This window comes from Limimaricola pyoseonensis, from assembly GCF_900102015.1.
Lineage (GTDB): Bacteria > Pseudomonadota > Alphaproteobacteria > Rhodobacterales > Rhodobacteraceae > Limimaricola > Limimaricola pyoseonensis.
In genome coordinates, this window is the sequence record NZ_FNAT01000001.1 from 133,539 (window position 1) to 150,166 (window position 16,628).

Consider the following 16,628-nt stretch of genomic DNA (forward strand, 5'->3'; position numbering starts at 1 on the left):
TGAAATCATTGCATTTTCTTCTGTACTTGGGCTGTGCCGAAGAACCTGCTCGGGTGATGTGCCGAAACTGTGCCTGCTCCTGCATGGCGATGGCCCTGCGACGCGTCTCCTCCGTGCTATGAGCGTAGCGGCGGACGCTGGCTACCGACCTGTGGCCGCTGATGCCCACGAGGCGCGAAGACGTCCACAAGACACGGGGCTATTCAGCTCGATAGTCTACCTCTCTGCCATCGACTTGGTCGCGACCATCATTTTCTGGCCTTGAGGATCAACGAGTCCTGACCCCAACGGAACGGGCGTGGCAGCTATCGTTCCGAATTCGCTAGACCTGCCAGGACCGCCGCACGGTCGGGCATGGGAGCCACCGCACCATATCCCTGGACCGCGAGAGCCGCAGCAGTATTGGCGTAGTTCGCGGCATCGAAGGGATCGCGGCTTTCAAGAAACCTCGCAAGGAAGGCGCCGTCGAAGGTGTCGCCGGCACCCGTGGCATCAACGGCCCGGACCTGCGGGGCGGAGATATGGCGCCGCTCCTCTGGCGTGGCGACCAGAACGCCGGCTGAGCCGAGCGTCAGCGCGACGACGCCCACCCCCAGACCCAGATAGAAATCGACGATGGCCTGAGGGTCATCCCGCCCCGTGAGCTGGATGGCATCGTCCAGTCCCGGAAGGGCGATATCACACTGCGCCACGGCGGCATGGACAACAGCTCGCGCCCGCTCCAAGGGCCACAGCTTCAGCCTGAGGTTCGTGTCATAAGATACGATTCCGCCATGCGATTTCACCGCCTTGGTTGCCGCGAAGACCGTATCGGCCGCGTTGGGCGAAATCGCCTGGCTGATGCCGGACACGTGGAGGATCTGGCAGTTTTGCAAGGCCTGCAGGGGCAGATCTTCAGGCCGCATGAGCGAGGCGGCCGATCCTGATCTCAGGTAGCTGAACTCATGCCCCTGCTCGCCATGGGTGACGAAGTAGATGCCGGTATGCGCATCGGGGCGGCTCACCACGCAGGAGGTGTCGACTCCTTCGCGCGTCCAGAGATCCAGCAGGCTGCGCCCGAAGACGTCCTGCCCGACATGGGTGATGTAGCCGACAGAAGCGCCCTGCCGGGCCGCCGCGATCGCACAGTTGGAGGTGTCGCCTCCATGGCCTTGGAGATAGCGCCCATCGGGCTGCTGGTTGAATTCCAGCATGGGCTCGCCCAGGCACAGGATATCGATCGGCATGTCACTCTCCTGCCAGAAAGGGAGCGCAGGGCGCTCGACATGAAGGAACGGCGCTCACGACCGGCAGTCGACGAGGATCTTCACGGCTTTCTCGTCCGGGGAGGCCTGCATCGCGAAGACCTCGGCGGCGGCCCCGAGAGGCACGACATGCGTGACCAAGGATCGCAGGTCTTCGGCCAGATCGCGGGCCAGATCCACGGCGCGGCGGAACTGCTCCCGCGTATAGACCCTCGACCCGATCAGCGTCAGCTCGCGGAAGTTGACGTCGATCAGCGAGACCGGCACGGCCGCCTTGTGGATGGAGGCCATGCAGATCGTGCCGCCCGGCCGCGCGATGCGGGTGATCTCGGCCACGGCTTCCGCCGCGCCGGCGCATTCGAAGACGACATCCGCCCCGTCGCCGTTCGTAGCTTCGAGAACGCGGTCCAGGAGGCTGTCATGACGCACGTTGATAGGAGTCGCCCCCATTCGCGCCGCAAGCTCGAGCCGGGCCGGGTCGACGTCCGACACGAAAAGCCGCGAGACGCCAGCTCGGCGCAGGAGCAGGGCGGTCAGCAGGCCGATCGGCCCCGCGCCGACGACCACGGCACTGTCCGTCAGGGCCGCGCCGGATCTCTCGACGGCACGCAGCGCTACGGCCAGGGGCTCGACCAGAGCGGCCGTGGCGTCGTCCATGTCGTCGGGAACGGGGAACAGGACCGTCTCGTCGAGGGCCAGCCATTCCGCCATGCCGCCGTCGCGATCGATGCCGACCAGGCGCAGGCTGGCGCAGACATGCGGCTGGCCGGTGCGGCAGGGGTGACAGGTGCCACAAGAGATGAGCGGGTAGGCCACCACCCGCTGCCCGGCCATGAAACGCGGCGTGTCGGCCGCGATCTCGGCCACGAACTCATGGCCGAGAACCAGCGGCGCCGTGGCGCGTGGATGGGTGCCGGCATGAATGCCGACATCGGTGCCGCACAGCCCGCATAGACGCATCCTGAGAAGCGCTTCACCGGGCCTGGCCACAGGGCGCGGCACGTCTCGAAGCTCGGCCTGCCCGGGACCGGCATAGACGAGCGCGCGCATGGCCTGTTCAGGCAACGGAGTAGCCCCCGTCCACCGGCATCACCACGCCGGTCATGAAGCCCGAAAGGGGCGTACAGAGGAACATGGCCGGGCCGGACAGATCCCCGGCTTCTCCCCAGCGCCCCATCGGCGTGCGCCCCAAGATGGTCGTCTCGCGCTCGCTGTCCGCCTGGAGGTCGGTGGTGAGCGGCGTCCTGATCCATCCCGGCGCGATCGCGTTCACGCGGATGCCGTCCTTGGCCCAGGCAATGGCGAGCGACTTGGTGAGCTGGGCGATGCCTCCCTTGGAGGCGGCATATCCCGGCACCAGACCGCCGCCGAAGAAGGAGAGCATGGAAGCGGTGTTCACCACCGTGCCGCCGGTCTTCTGGAGCGCGGGCTTGGCCGCATGGGCGCAGCGCATCGAGCCGGTGAGGTTGACCTCGACCACCTTGGCAAAGACCTCCGGGTCAAGCTCCGCGCCCCGGCGGATCAGGCCCGCACAGTTCACCAGCGCATGGAGGTCGCCGATGCCGCCGACCTTCGTTTCGACCGCCTTGGCGTCGCAGACGTCGAGCACGTCCACGCTGACGGAGCCGGGCGCATCGAGGCTCTCGGCCCATTGCGCGGCGGCCGACACCTCGGCCTCGCTGACGCCGGTTGCGATGACCTCGGCCCCGGCCATGGCGAAGCCGCGTGCAATGCCTCGGCCGATCCCCGAGGTGCCGCCGGTAATAAAGACCTTTCGACCTTCGAGGAAGGGCGCAGCCCATCCGCCGTCGAGGAGAGGCTGCGCGTCGTTGTCCATCACGTCTCTCACTTGATCACCGGATGAACTGGTCGACGTAATCCGCGCCGAGGCCGACTTCCTCGTAATGCTTGCGGCACATGTCGATCTTGGTGAACACGTCCTCGAAGCCGACATGCTTGTTGTCGTCGTCGACGTAATACATGCAGCCCTGGATGTTGAAGAAGGTGATCATCTCCTCGCAGTCCTCGGGCACGACGAGGGTGTGGATCTCGCCCGGCGGCTCGAAGACGAAGGAGCCGCGCTCGGCCACCCAGTCATGCTCGAGGTAGTGCCATTTGCCCTCGATGACGTAGCCGATCACCGGGGCCGGGTGCAGGTGCTTGCTGAGCACGCCGGACTTGCGGACGCGCAGCAGGTTGCACCACTGGCCCGCCATGGTGTTGAGCAGCAGCGGGCGGAACCACACGTTCGAGGCCTGCGGCACCCAGACCCGCTCGTCGGTCGGCACCGCCATCTCGGCGATCTCGGGCACGGCCAGCGGGTGCGTCGACCCCTTCATCTGGTCATACATGGTCTTCAACCCTTTCCTTGGTCGGAGCCGTGTCGGCGCGCGAACGCCAGCGGCGGATGAGCTTGATGAGCGGCGGCAGGAACCACACCGCGATGGTGAGCACGCCCAGCGTTCCGGCGATCGGGCGCTCGAAGAAGGCCAGCAGGTTGCCGTCGGCCTTGATCATGCTCATCATGAAGTTCTCTTCGACGATCTTGCCCAGCACGAGACCCAGAACCAGCGGGGCGGCCGGATAGTCATTGGCCTCGAGGATCCAGACGAGCGTGCCGATGAAGGCCAGCGTCCAGAGGTCGAAGATCGAGTTGTTGGTGGCGAATGTGCCGAGGATGCACAGGAGCAGGATCGCCGGGTAGAGAAGTCCCGCCCGCAGCCCCAGAACGTATCGGCCACCGGTGATCGCGAGAAGCCCCAGCGGGATGATCAGCAGGTTGGCCAGCGCGAAGACGATGTAGATCGCGTTCACCAGCTCCGGCGAGGTGATGAAGACCATCGGCCCCGGCTGGATGCCTTTCAGCAGCAGCACGCCCACGACGATGGCCGTGATGGAGTCGCCCGGAATGCCGAAGACGAGCGTCGGCACGTAGCTTCCCGAAAGAGCGGCGTTGTTGGCGGAGGCGGACCCGGCGATGGCCTCGGGTTCGCCCGTGCCATAGGTCTCGGGCGTCTTCGAGAAGCGGCGGCTGACCGCATAGGCGATCCATGCGGCGATGTCCGCGCCAGCGCCGGGCAGGGCGCCGATGACGGTGCCGAGAAGGCTGCCGCGCACCACCGGGGTCTTGTGCTTCCACAGGTGCCGGGCCTGGCCCTTGAGGATGCCGAGGCCGGCGGCCGGCGGCATGCCGATCGACTTCAGGGATCCCGTCGCGGATCTCATGATCTCGGCCACGGCGAAGGCACCGATCATCACCGCGATGAGCGAGACGCCCGCCTGCAGGTCGATGGTGCCGAAGGTGTAGCGCGGCAGGCCGGTCGTGATGTCGAGGCCGATCAGCGTCAGGAAGAGACCAAGCAGCAGCGAGATGGTGCCCTTGAGGCGGTCGCTGCCGGCCACCAGCGTGGCGCAGCTCAGTCCGAGCAGAGCGAGCCAGAAATACTCGTAGGTCGAGAACTGGAGCGCCACCTCGGCCAGTTGCGGGGCCGCCAGCATGAGAACCAGGGTGCCGACCAGGCCGCCGATCACCGCCACCATCATCGAGGTGCCGAGCGCGAGATCGAGCCGGCCCCTGGAACTGAGTGCGTTGAGTTCGCTCATGTAGGCGGCCGAGGCCGGCGTTCCCGGAATTCTCAGCAGGGCCCCCGGAATGTCGCCGGCGAAGATCGACATCGCCGAGCAGGCGACGATCGCGCCGATGGCGGCCACGGGCGACAGGAAGAACGTGACGGGCACGAGCAGGGCCACGGCCATGGTGGCGCTCAGGCCGGGCGTGGCGCCGACGAAGAGACCGAAGGCCGAGCCGAGCAGGACGGTGCTCATCACCTCCAGGGTGAGGACGAGCTCGAGGGCGGAGAGGAAGACGTCCATGCCGATCGCCTTAGAAGAGGTCCAAGGGTCCCGCCGGAAGCGGAACGCGCATGACGCGGGTGAAGAAGAGGGTGACGGCGATGCAGACGATCAGCGCGGAGAGGATCGCACCCAGGGGGCGCTCGTTCCACAGAAGCGCGCTGATGAAGACCAGCACCAGCGAGACCGCGAGGGATCCCGCGATGGGGGCCAGCAGGCCGTAGGCGATGATGGCGAAAGGCACGAAGGCCACCCGCGCGATCTGCTTGGGGTGGCGCATCCACGTCTCGCCCGGTGGGATCAGGGCGGCCCTGCCCCTGGTGAAGTCACGAGACGCGACGGCCAGGCCGCAGATCACGAAAGCCGCCCCGATGATGCGCGGGAACAGTCGAGGCGATGCGGCTCCCGCTGGTTCCGGGAACCCCTGCGCTTGCAGGATGGCGAACAGCCCCAGTGCCACGATGGCGAGGCCGGTCCAGAGATCGGGAAGCCGCATGCCGTGTTCCTCAGTTCGCGCGCTGGGCGAGGCCGATGGCGTTCATGACCTCGCCGACCTGGGCCTGCTGCTGGGACAGGAAGGACCCGAAGCTTTCGGAGTCGAGGTAGCGGACGCCGAAGCCCTGCTCGGACATGAAGGTCTGGAACTCATCGCTTTCGACGACGGCCGAGACCGCCTGCTCCAGCTTCTCGGCAGCCGCCTCGTCGAGACCGGTCGGCCCGACGACGCCGCGCCAGGTGCCGCCCGCGTAGTCCGCGCCGACCTGCTCGGAGAAGGTCGGGACGTCCGGGTAGGCGCCGAGACGCTCGTCCGAGAACACCGCCAGAGCCTTGGCACGGCCGGCATCGACCATGGTCTTACCTTCCGGAAGCGAGGACGGGATGATGTGGACACCACCGGCCGCCAGTTCCTGGAAGCCCGGAGCGGCGCCCTGCGACGGCACCATGGTGACCTTCATCGGGTCGATGCCCTGCTGCTGAAGCGCGCCCGCGAAGGCGAGGTGGTAGGCCGCACCGACGGCGGTGCCGGACATCTTGTAGGTCCCCTCGGGGGCTTCCTTGATGGCGGCGAGCGCTTCCTCGACCGTTTCCCACTCACTGTCGCCCGACACGTGGAAGGCACCGGAGTCGAAGTTCACGAGCGCGATCGGCGTGAAGTCGTCAGCTTGGAATTCGGCGTTGCCGGTCCAATAGTAGGTAACGAGTTCTGCGGTGCCGAAGCCGATGGTGTAGCCGTCGGCGGGCGTGTTCACCATCGCGTTGTGGCCGACGACACCGGCGCCGCCCGTGCGGTTTACCACCGATACCGGCACGCCGAGTTCTTCCTCCATGCCGTTGGCGAGCATGCGGGCGATGGCATCCGTGCCGCCACCGGCGCTCCACGGCACGATCATGGTGATCGGACGCTCGGGATACTCGGCCAGCGCAGCGCCGGCGGAAACGAGGAGAGCGGCGCTCCCGAGTAGGGACTTCTTCAGCATTCAGGTTCCTCCCTTTAATCTGCTGTCGTGAGGTTGTGCGCTTCCAGGTTGCTGCGGGTGAACCAGATGGTCTCCAGCATCGCGGCACTGGCAGCGCTCGCGTCATGCCGCTCGATCGCTTCGAGCACATGGCAATGGTTGACGAGGTTGCTCCGGAAGCTCTGAAGATGCGCATCCGTAGCCACTACGAAGAGCAGCCCGAGCACGGCATCGAGCGCGGAGTCGAATGCCTCGAGAATAGGATTGCCGGTGGCGGCAAGAATGGCGAGATGGAACGCTCGGTCCGCCCGAATGGCCCCATCAAGGTCGCTGACCTCTGCAGCCAACGCCATATCCCCGTAGGCGCGGCGAATTTCCATGATTTGGATATTGCTGGCCCGCTTGGCGGCAAAGGCTGCGGCTGCGGGCTCGATGACCTCTCTGGCTTCATCGATGGCCTTGCACAGCTCGGCATTGATGACCCCGTCGGAGGTCATCCAGAGCAGCACGTCCCGATTGAGGATGTTCCAGTTACGGCGGGGAAGAACCTTGGTTCCGTGGCGCGTGCGAACCTCCACCATGCCCAGCGCGACCAGTGTCTTGACTGCTTCCCGCAAGGTCGAGCGGCTAACGCCCAACTCGGCGACCAAATCTGCCTCGACGGGGAGAACCTCCCCCTCGGCAACCTCGCCGGTCGCAATCCGTCGGCCCAGGCATTCGAGTGCTTCGGCCACCTTTGCCGGTCGTTGCGAGGTCCCGGAGGCCTTCGGTCGTTCCTGTCCCTGCGTCTCCATCCGTGGACGTTTCCCCCCTCACCACGCTCACGAGCATTGATCGGATGAATCGACGGACATGTCAATGATCTGATCATTATATGCCATTGGTCGGATCATTATCGCAAATGGAGGCGGGTTGGGGGGTGAGACTTGAGGCCGAGACTGTAAGCCATACCTTCGAACTCGCCCCGGTTCCGACCGGACAAGCAGGCATGAACTATCGGGGCTTTGGCATAAGCCTGAGCACATGCCGATGTCCGACTACGAGGCCATCAACGAGGGCAGCCGTAGGCGTTACCTGTTCTCGGCCGAAAAGCTACGGATTGTCGAAGTGACGGAGAACGGAACCAGCGTCTCGGTGGTCGCGCGCTACAATGGTGTAGCGGCAAACCTATTGTATCTTAGGCGGCGCCTGATGCTCGGCGACGGCCTTCGGGGCGGTGTCTTCGGTGTTCGACAGGGTGGTGTACCTAAGTGGCAGTCCCGATCGAGAGGGAAAGGGGCCCCATTTTCGGACTCTGTCGCGGAAGGCGCGTCTTCTTGCGTCTGACGCTCGATTTGCCGCTATTGCGAGGATGAACCTCATTTAAAATCAGGCAGTTGTTGGCTGTCTCACCCACAATTTGTGATCAGTGGGTCGGGGGTTTGAGTCTATCCGGGGACACCATCGCGGCGCTTTGCCGCGGCCGGCATCGACCTTCAGCTTACTCCGCAGCCAGACCGCCGCCCTTGCGGCGTGCGACCTGCTGGGCCACGGCCTCGACCAGTTCGTCGGGGGTGGAGGGCTTGGCGCAGACGGTGCAGCCGGGATAGCGCCGCCCGTGATCGAGCGCGCGGATATGGCCGGAATGGAAGACCAGCCGTACGTCCTGGGCCTGCAGCCGGTCGGCCAGCGGGTCGACCTCGCCGTCGGCCAGCCGCACGTCCAGGAAACCGATCTCGGGCAGGGCCCGCTCGACGCGCTCGAGCGCCTCGGCCACGGTGGCGTAGGGGCCGTCCACCTCGTGGCCGGCCTCTTCCAGCGTGTCCTTGATGTCCCATCCGATCAGAAGCTCGTCCTCGACGAGCAGTATCTTTGCCATGTGTCAGCCGGGTTGATGCGCGTGTTTGGTCAACGTCCACTCGAAGATGGTGCCGTCGCGGCGATTGTCCAGCTCGGCCCCGAGCTGGCGGGCCGAGATCTCGACCAGACGTGATCCGAACCCCCCGGCCGAGCCCGACGCGGGGTCGTGCGCCGGCTTGGTCTCGCGCCAGATCAGGCGCCAGCCCCCGTCGCCCTGCGCCTCCCAGGAGATGTCGAGGCTGCCGTCGCCGTCGCGCAGGGCGCCGTATTTCGCGGCGTTGGTCGCCCATTCGTGCAGGATCAGCGCCAGCGGCGTCACCTCCTGCGGCTCGGCCTCGATCGCGGGGCCGGAGGCCGACAGCGGCACCTGTCCGGCATAGGGCTCCAGCATGGCGGCGACGAGATCGCCGAAGGGCACGCCGTGCAGCCCCTCGAGGTCGTTGGTCAGCGCATGCGCCCGCCCGAGGCCGGCGATCTTGCCGCGAAGGCTCGCGGCCAGGTCCTCCTTGTCGGCGGCGCCACGCGCCGTGGTCGTCACCAGCGCGCTGATCACCGCGAAGAGGTTCTTCACGCGGTGATTCATCTCGCGGATCATCAGCTCGCGCGTCTCGGCGGCGTGACGGTCGGCGGTGACGTCGAAGGTCACGCCGATCATCCGCCGCTCCGACCGGCCGCTGACCAGCCGGCCGAGGCTGCGCAGGTGGCGCGGCCGCTCGCCCTGCGGCGCGATCAGGCGCAGCTCGGCCGCGAAATCGCGCCCCTCGGACAGGCTGGTCTCGAGGCTGTCGCGCATGGCCTCGCGGTCCTGCGGCACGATCCGGGCCAGCAGCCGCTCGACCGGGTGGCTGCCGGCGCCGGTCAGGCCCAGCAGCTCGGCCTGCACGCTGTCGACCGAGATCTGCCCGGTTTCGGGGCTGTAGTCCCAGATCCCGATCCGGGCGAGGCGCAGCGCCAGTTCCAGCTGCTCGCGCTCGCGGCCGAGCTGGTCCTGCAGCGCCAGCACCTCGGTGATGTCGCTGAAGACCAGCGTCGCACCGTCGCGGCGGCCGTCGAGCAGCCGGTAGGGCCGCACGTTCAGCATCCATTGCTTCGTGCCGTCGCCCTGCGCGATCCTGAGCCGCACGTCCTCTTCGCCCGCCACCACGCGGCGCGCGGCGTCGAGGAAGCCGTCATCGGCCAGCAGGCTCGAGACATGCGACAGCGGCCGCCCCTTGTCGCCGGGTTGCAGCGGGAAGATCGCCAGCGCCGCCTCGGTGTAGCTGCGCAGCCGCATGTCGCCGTCGAGCACCACCACCGGCAGGCGGGTGGAATCGAAGAAGTTCTTCAGGTCGTCATTGGCGACGCTGAGCTGGTCGACCTTGACCTTGAGCTCGTCGTTGACGGTCGAGAGCTCCTCGTTGGTCGATTGCAGCTCCTCGTTCATCGACATCATTTCTTCGTTGGAGCTCTTCAGCTCCTCGTTCGCGGTCTCGAGCTGCTCGGTCTTGTCGCGCAGCTGCCGCCGCGTGTGGCGCAGTTCGCCCTCGAGCATCTCGACCTGGCCGTCGGAGGGGCCGATCTCCAGCAGGTCGTCGTCAGGCTCGGCCTCGAAGGCGTCGGTGTCGCGGAACACCAGGAGCACCGTCTCGTCGGCCAGCGGATCGGCGATCACGTCGAGCCGCTGGCGGCCGAACTCGGCGCGCACCTCGATGTCGCGGGAAATGACCCGGCGGCGGTTGTCGAGCGCCTCGCGCATCAGCGGCATCAGCACCTCGCGCAGGCCGGGCCGGGCGGCCTGCGCCGCCGCGCCGCCGCCGGCCGCGGAAAACTCGAAGTAGCGCCCGAGCCGGCCGTGGCTCTCGATCATCGTGCCGTCGCGGTCGAGTACCACGCAGGGCCGGGCGTAGCGCTCGGCCAGCCGCTGCAGCGCGAGGCCGGGCTGGGGCGCGCGCTCGCGGCTTTCCCAGCGCTCGGCGCCGCTGCCGGCGCGGCTGGCGATGCTGCGCGCGGCGGGCAGCTCGATCGGGTAGCGCCCCCGGGTCTCGCCGCGCCGGAAAATCCGCGCCTTGTGGTCGAGCGGCGCGAACATCTCCTCGTGGCGGCCGATGCTCTCGGAGGGGCCGAGGAACAGGACGCCCTCGGGCTCCAGCGCGTAGTGGAAGATCGGCAGCACGCCGCTTTGCAGCCGTTCGCCGAAATAGATGAACAGGTTGCGGCAGGAGATCAGCGACAGCCGCGAGAAGGGCGGATCCTTGATCACGCTGTGCGGCGAGAAGCGGATCATCTCGCGCAGCTGCGGCGCGATGCGGAAATGGTCGCCGTGCTGGATCGTGTAGCTGTCGCGCAGCGCCTCGGGGATGTCCGGCAGAGCCGGGGTCAGGTAGCGCCCCTCGCGGGCGATCTCCAGCATCTGCTCGTCGATGTCGGTGGCGAAGATCTGCAGCCGCGGCGCGCGCTCCTGCGCGCGGCACTCCTCGGCGAAGAGCATGGCGATGGAATAGGCCTCCTCGCCGCTCGAGCAGCCCGGCACCCAGACCCGGATGTCGTCCTCGTCGCGCGCGGCCGCGACCATCGGCGCGATCACCGTCTCGCGCAGCGCCTCGAAATGCTCGGGGTCGCGGAAGAAGCGGGTGACGTTGATCAGAAGGTCGCGCAGCAGCGCGCGGGCCTCGGTCCGGTCGCCGCGCAGCCGCGAGCGGTAGCGCGACGGATCCTCGATCTGCATCACCTGCATGCGGCGCTGGATGCGCCGGGCCAGCGTGGTGTGCTTGTAGCCCGAGAAGTCGTGACCGGTCTGCTCGTGCAGCGCCTCGCAGATCTCGTCGATCTGGTCGCCGGTGCCGGCCACCGTGTCGGAGCCGCCGATGGCGCGGGCGAAGTAGTCGCGCAGCCGCGGCAGGATCTCGGAGGGGCGCAGCACGAAATCGACGAGCCCGGTGCCCACCGCCGAGCGTGGCATGCCGTCGTAACGCGCGGTCTCGGGCGCCTGCACCAGAGCCAGACCGCCGTTTTCCTTGACCGCGCGCAGCCCGAGCGTGCCGTCGGCGCCGGTACCTGACAGGATCACGCAGGCCGACAGCGTGCGCGCGTCCTCGCCCAGCGAGACGAAGAAGTCGTCGATCGGCCGGCGCAGGCCGCGCGGCTCGGCGAAGGGAGTGAGCTCGAGCGCGCCGCCGGCGATCTCCAGCCCGTGGCCGGGCGGGATGATGTAGACATGGTCGGGCTGCACCCGCTCGCCCGCCTCGGCCTGCCGCACGGTCAGCGCGGTGTGCCGGCTCAGCAGCTCGGCCAGCAGGCTGTCGTGGTTGGGGTCGAGGTGCTGGACCACGACATAGGCCATGCCGGTGGGCAGCCGCGCCTCCGAGAGCATCTCGCGCAGCGCCTCGAGCCCGCCGGCCGAGGCGCCGATGCCGACCACCGGCAGGGCGGTGTCCGTCGTCTCGGCCCGGTTGTCGGCCCGGTTCCCGGCGCCGTCCTCAGCCATCGAACTTGATCCGGGCGATGGTGGCGGCCGATTGCGACAGAAGCTCGGTCGACTGCCGCATCATCAGCCCGAAGTTCTGGGCGATCTCCGAGACCTGGTCGATGCCCGCGCCGAGCTGGATGTCGTAGCGCTGCGCCTCGGCGCGCGAGCGGCCGCGGTCGAGGTCGAACTGCGAGGCGAAGATCAGCCCCTGGCCGGCGCGGCGCGCGCGCAGCCGCGACATGAAGATCAGGTTGGTGAAATGCGTGCCGTCCTTGCGCATGTTGGGCACCTCGAAGCGCCCGGCCTCCTGGCCCTCGTCGTCGAGGAAGGCGCGCATCTTCGCCCGCGCCTCGAGCGCCTCCTCGCCGCGCTGCAGGAAGCGGCAGTTGCGGCCCACAGCCTCGTCGCGCCCGTAGCCGGTGAGCTTGCAGAAGGCGGCGTTGACCTCGATCAGCGGCTCGTCGGGCAGCTCGGCCGCGCCCAGCGCCAGCGGGATCGGCGCGCTGCGGAGATAGTCCAGCAGCGGCTGCGGGATCTGCGGGGTCTCGTCCATGTCCAGTCCTCCGGGCGCGGGCATCGCGCGGGCGGTTGGGCTCCGATCTATCAAGCGTTTGGCCGCCTCACAATCGGCCGCGATGATACGCCTCGGGGGGCAGGGCCGCCAGCGACGGCCCCGCCCCGGCGGGGAACCGGTTTGACGGGGTGCGGCCGCCTGGCCTAGAAACACTCCAGACGCTACAGAGGCAGGACCCGCCGTGCTCGACGCCAGCCCCATCCGCAACGACTGGACCCGCGCCGAGGCGCAGGCGATCTTCGACCAGCCGTTCAACGACCTGCTGTTCCAGGCCCAGACCGTGCACCGGCAGCATTTCGACCCCAACAAGGTCCAGCGCAGCCGGCTTTCCAACATCAAGACCGGCGGCTGCGCCGAGGATTGCGCCTATTGCAGCCAGTCGGCGCGCAACGGCTCGCACCTCCCGGCCAAGAAGCTGATCGAGGTCGAGCGGGTTCTGGCCGAGGCCCGCCGCGCCAAGGAGCAGGGCTCGACCCGCTTCTGCATGGGTGCGGCCTGGCGCTCGCCCAAGGAGCGCGACATGGACCAGCTGGTCGCCATGGTCGAGGGCGTGCGCGCCATGGGCATGGAGACCTGCATGACGCTAGGCATGCTCGACGACGACCAGGTGTTCCGCCTGAAGGATGCCGGTCTCGACTACTACAACCACAACATCGACACCTCGGAGCGGTATTACCCCGAGGTGATCACCACCCGCACCTTCGCCGACCGGATCGACACGCTGAACCGCGTGCGCGAGGCCGGGATCAAGGTCTGCTCGGGCGGCATCCTCGGCATGGGCGAGACCGAGATGGACCGCATCGACATGCTGTTGGCGCTGGCCAACCTGCCGGCGCATCCCGACAGCGTGCCGATCAACCAGCTGATGCCGATGCCCGACACGCCGCTCGCCGATGCCGAGCCGGTCGAGGGGATCGAGTTCGTCCGCGTCATCGCGCTGGCCCGCATCCTGATGCCGCGCGCGCATCTGCGGCTTTCGGCCGGGCGCACCTCGATGAGCGCCGAGACCCAGGCGCTGTGCTTCTTCGCCGGCGCCAACTCGATCTTCTCGGGCGACGTGCTGCTCACGGCCGAGAACCCGGGCGAGGACCGCGATGCCGCGCTGTTCGACCGGCTCGGTCTGGAAGCGATGGAGCCCGGCGAGACCGGGGCGCGATGAGCGCGGCGGCCGGACAGGGCCGCCCCGGATTTCCGCGCCACGCCGAGGCGCTCGACGCGCTGGGCGCGCGCGGGCGCCGGCGGGCGCTGATGCCCCGCGCCGGGCGCGACTTCTCCTCGAACGACTATCTCGGCCTCGCCGCCTCCGACCTTCTGCGCGACGCCGCGCGCGAGGCCCTAAACCGCGGCGTGGCGGTGGGCTCCGGCGGCTCGCGGCTGCTTCGGGGCAACGCCGCCGAACACGAGGCGCTGGAGCGCGAGGCCGCCGCCTTCTTCGGCGCCGAGGCCGCGCTCTACATGGGCGGCGGTTTCCCGGGCAACGTCGCGCTCTTCGCCGCGCTGCCGATGCAGGGCGACCTGGTGCTGCACGACGCGCTGGTCCATGCCAGCGCGCATGACGGCATGAAGATGGGCCGCGCCGAATGCCGCGCCTTCGCCCATAACGACGCCGGTGCCGCGCGCGACGCCCTGCGGGCCTGGCGGGCCGAGGGAGGCCGGGGCCGCGCCTGGATCGCCTGCGAGAGCCTCTACTCGATGGAGGGCGACCTCGCGCCGCTCGACGCCCTCGCCGACGTCGCGGCCGAGGACGGCGCGGTGCTGGTCGTGGACGAGGCGCATGCGACCGGGCTTTACGGCGAGAGGGGGCAGGGGCTGGCGCATGGGCTCGACGCGTCGGTCGACCTCGTCACGCTGCACACCTGCGGCAAGGCGCTGGGCGCGGTGGGCGGCCTGGTCTGCGGCGACGAGGTGCTGGTCGACACGCTGGTAAACCGCGCCCGAAACTTCGTCTTCTCGACCGCGCCCTCGCCGCTCGACGCCGCCATCGTGCGCGCGGCCCTGACGATCGTCGCGTCGCGCCCCGATCTGCGCGAGGCCGCCTGGACCAACATCCGCCGCGCCCACGCGGCCGCTTCCCGCTTTGGCGCTTTCGACACCCAGATCCTGCCGATCCTGATCGGCGAGGACCCCGAGGCCGTCGCCCTGGCGCAGGCGCTGCAGGCGCGCGGCCACGACGTGCGCGCGATCCGCCCGCCGACCGTGCCGCGCGGCACCGCCCGGCTGCGCGTCTCGATCACCCCCAACGTCACCGGCGAGGAGATCGACGCGCTCTTCGCCGACCTGCAAGATCTGCGAAGGGCCGCCGCATGAACCCGATCGTCGTCACCGGCACCGACACCGGCATCGGCAAGACCGTCTTCTCCGCCGGGCTGACCCGGGCGCTGGGCGCGACCTACTGGAAGCCGGTGCAGTCCGGCCTCGAAGAGGAGACCGACAGCGAGATCGTCGCGCGGCTCTCCGGCCGGCCGGTACTGCCCGAGGCGTTGAAGCTGGAACTGCCCGCCAGCCCGCACATCTCGGCCGAGGCCGAAGGCGTGCGGATCGACCCGCAGGCACTCGTGCTGCCCGACATCGACGGCCCACTGGTCATCGAGGGCGCGGGCGGGCTGATGGTGCCGCTGAACGAAGACGTCACCTTCCTCGACCTCTTCGCACGCTGGGGCGCGCCGGTGGTGCTCTGCGCCCGCACCGCGCTTGGCACGATCAACCACTCGCTGCTGTCGCTGATGGCGCTCAAGGCGCGCGGCGTGCCGGTCGCGGGCGTGGTCTTCATCGGCGAGGCCGCGCCCCGGGTCGAGCGCACGATCTGCGAGATGGGCGAGGCGCGGCACCTGGGCCACCTTGGGCCGATCGCGCCGCTCGACGGCGACACGCTCGCGCAGGCCTTCGCCGCCATCGACCTCGCCGCGATCCGGGCCGCCATGGAGACCGCATGACCGACGCCGCCGAATTCGACCGCGACCATCTCTGGCACCCCTACACCAACGTCACGAAGCCCGGCCCGACCTTCATGGTCGATCGCGCCGACGGCGCGTGGATCACGCTCGACGACGGCACGCGGATGATCGACGCGATGTCGTCCTGGTGGTGCACGATCCACGGCCACCGCCACCCGGCGATCACGGCCGCGATGAAGGACCAGATCGACCGCCTGCCGCATGTGATGTTCGGCGGGCTGACGCATGAACCCGCGGTCGAGCTCGGCCGCCGGCTCGTGGCGATGACGCCCGCGGGGCTCGACAGGGTGTTCTACTGCGACAGCGGCTCGGTGGCGATCGAGGTGGCGATGAAGATGGCGGTGCAGCACCAGCTCGCCGCCGGCTTCCCGGGCCGCAGCCGCTTCGCCACGATCCGCGGCGGCTATCACGGCGACACCTGGAAGGCGATGAGCGTCTGCGACCCGGTGAACGGCATGCATCACCTGTTCGAGGGATCGCTCAACATCCAGTATTTCGCGCCGCGCCCGCCGGTGACGCTGGACGAGGGCTGGCCCGAGGACGACGAGGCCAACGGCACCGCCGCGCTGTTGCGGCTCCTGCATGAACATGGCGACCAGATCGCGGCGCTGGTGCTCGAGCCGGTGGTGCAGGGGGCGGGGGGCATGCGCTTCTACCACCCCGAATACCTGCGCCGGGCGCGCAGGCTCTGCGACGAGATGGGCATCCTGCTGATCTTCGACGAGATCGCGACAGGCTTCGGCCGCACCGGCCATCTCTTCGCGGCCGATCTCGCCGGCGTCACGCCCGACATCATGTGTCTCGGCAAGGCGCTGACAGGCGGCCACATCTCCTTCGCCTCGGTGATGGCCTCGAGCCATGTCGCCGAGACCATCGGCGGCGGCGATCCGGGGCTGTTCATGCACGGGCCGACCTTCATGGGCAATCCGCTGGCCTGCGCCGCCGCCTGCGCCAGCCTCGACCTCTTGGCCGACGGCACGTGGCGCGGCCGCGTGGCCGAGATCGCGGCGCAGATGCAGGCCGAACTGGCGCCTGCGCGCGACCTGCCGGGCGTGGCCGATGTCCGGGTGCTGGGCGCCATCGCGGTGATCGAGATGGATCATTCCGTCAGCGCCGACGAGGCCCACCCAATCTCGCGCGAGACCGGCGTCTGGCTGCGTCCCTTCGGCCGCAACATCTACGCCATGCCACCCTTCATCCTCGCGCCCGACGAGGTGTCGCGGGTCTCGGCCGCGATGCTGCGGCTGGCGCGGACGCTCTGAG

The 16,628-nt window shown here is 68.5% G+C and carries 15 protein-coding genes and 1 pseudogene; 5 read left to right on the top strand and 11 right to left on the bottom strand.

The window, feature by feature from the left end; all coding sequences use genetic code 11:
- Window positions 1-305: 305 nt before the first annotated feature.
- Genes BLT43_RS00665 through BLT43_RS00700 form a run of 8 tightly spaced genes read right to left on the bottom strand, consistent with a single transcriptional unit; the run spans window position 306 to window position 7,287 of the window.
- A complete protein-coding gene (locus tag BLT43_RS00665; RefSeq protein WP_090109227.1) occupies window positions 306-1,226 on the bottom strand; it encodes a sugar kinase in 921 nt (306 codons plus the stop codon).
- 54 nt (window positions 1,227-1,280) lie between these two features.
- Window positions 1,281-2,294 (bottom strand): zinc-dependent alcohol dehydrogenase, encoded by a 1,014-nt coding sequence (locus BLT43_RS00670; RefSeq protein ID WP_090109228.1) that lies wholly within the window; start codon window positions 2,292-2,294, stop codon window positions 1,281-1,283.
- Window positions 2,295-2,301: 7 nt separating this feature from the next.
- Window positions 2,302-3,081, bottom strand: a complete 780-nt coding sequence (locus BLT43_RS00675) for an SDR family NAD(P)-dependent oxidoreductase (protein ID WP_090109229.1) — start codon at window positions 3,079-3,081, stop codon at window positions 2,302-2,304.
- Between the two features lie 16 nt (window positions 3,082-3,097).
- Entirely contained in the window at window positions 3,098-3,583 is a 486-nt protein-coding gene (locus tag BLT43_RS00680) for a 2,4'-dihydroxyacetophenone dioxygenase family protein (protein WP_090110180.1), read from the bottom strand.
- Between the two features lie 4 nt (window positions 3,584-3,587).
- The gene (locus tag BLT43_RS00685) at window positions 3,588-5,117 is read right to left on the bottom strand and encodes a tripartite tricarboxylate transporter permease (RefSeq protein WP_090109230.1); all 1,530 of its coding nucleotides are present in this window, start codon (window positions 5,115-5,117) and stop codon (window positions 3,588-3,590) included.
- Between the two features lie 10 nt (window positions 5,118-5,127).
- Window positions 5,128-5,592, bottom strand: a complete 465-nt coding sequence (locus BLT43_RS00690; RefSeq protein ID WP_090109231.1) for a tripartite tricarboxylate transporter TctB family protein — start codon at window positions 5,590-5,592, stop codon at window positions 5,128-5,130.
- 10 nt (window positions 5,593-5,602) lie between these two features.
- Window positions 5,603-6,574 carry a tripartite tricarboxylate transporter substrate binding protein gene (locus BLT43_RS00695; protein ID WP_090109232.1) on the bottom strand — a complete coding sequence of 324 codons (972 nt, stop codon included), beginning with the start codon at window positions 6,572-6,574 and terminating at the stop codon, window positions 5,603-5,605.
- A gap of 14 nt (window positions 6,575-6,588) precedes the next feature.
- Window positions 6,589-7,287 (bottom strand): FadR/GntR family transcriptional regulator, encoded by a 699-nt coding sequence (locus BLT43_RS00700; RefSeq protein WP_165612508.1) that lies wholly within the window; start codon window positions 7,285-7,287, stop codon window positions 6,589-6,591.
- A gap of 289 nt (window positions 7,288-7,576) precedes the next feature.
- Here BLT43_RS00700 and BLT43_RS19285 point away from each other — a divergent pair.
- Window positions 7,577-7,759, top strand: a pseudogene (locus tag BLT43_RS19285) (transposase); the annotation flags it as partial.
- Window positions 7,760-8,033: 274 nt separating this feature from the next.
- Here the strand turns inward: BLT43_RS19285 and BLT43_RS00705 are convergent.
- The 3 genes from BLT43_RS00705 to BLT43_RS00715 are packed head-to-tail and all read right to left on the bottom strand — an operon-like array spanning window position 8,034 to window position 12,390.
- A complete protein-coding gene (locus BLT43_RS00705; protein ID WP_207497374.1) occupies window positions 8,034-8,411 on the bottom strand; it encodes a response regulator in 378 nt (125 codons plus the stop codon).
- Window positions 8,412-8,414: 3 nt separating this feature from the next.
- Window positions 8,415-11,855, bottom strand: coding sequence for a chemotaxis protein CheB (locus BLT43_RS00710; protein WP_207497375.1), 3,441 nt, complete (start codon window positions 11,853-11,855; stop codon window positions 8,415-8,417).
- Window positions 11,848-12,390, bottom strand: a complete 543-nt coding sequence (locus BLT43_RS00715; RefSeq protein WP_165612510.1) for a PAS domain-containing protein — start codon at window positions 12,388-12,390, stop codon at window positions 11,848-11,850. Before BLT43_RS00715 ends, BLT43_RS00710 begins: the two co-directional genes overlap by 8 nt.
- 202 nt (window positions 12,391-12,592) lie before the next feature.
- Here BLT43_RS00715 and bioB point away from each other — a divergent pair, with 202 nt between their 5' ends.
- Genes bioB through bioA form a run of 4 tightly spaced genes read left to right on the top strand, consistent with a single transcriptional unit; the run spans window position 12,593 to window position 16,627 of the window.
- Entirely contained in the window at window positions 12,593-13,570 is a 978-nt protein-coding gene (gene bioB, locus BLT43_RS00720) for a biotin synthase BioB (protein WP_090109236.1), read from the top strand.
- A complete protein-coding gene (locus tag BLT43_RS00725) occupies window positions 13,567-14,718 on the top strand; it encodes an 8-amino-7-oxononanoate synthase (RefSeq protein ID WP_090109237.1) in 1,152 nt (383 codons plus the stop codon). The genes bioB and BLT43_RS00725 overlap by 4 nt, the downstream gene beginning before the upstream one ends.
- The gene (gene bioD / locus BLT43_RS00730) at window positions 14,715-15,344 is read left to right on the top strand and encodes a dethiobiotin synthase (RefSeq protein ID WP_090109239.1); all 630 of its coding nucleotides are present in this window, start codon (window positions 14,715-14,717) and stop codon (window positions 15,342-15,344) included. The genes BLT43_RS00725 and bioD overlap by 4 nt, the downstream gene beginning before the upstream one ends.
- Window positions 15,341-16,627, top strand: a complete 1,287-nt coding sequence (gene bioA / locus BLT43_RS00735) for an adenosylmethionine--8-amino-7-oxononanoate transaminase (RefSeq protein ID WP_090109241.1) — start codon at window positions 15,341-15,343, stop codon at window positions 16,625-16,627. The genes bioD and bioA overlap by 4 nt, the downstream gene beginning before the upstream one ends.
- The last annotated feature ends 1 nt before the right edge of the window (window position 16,628 follow it).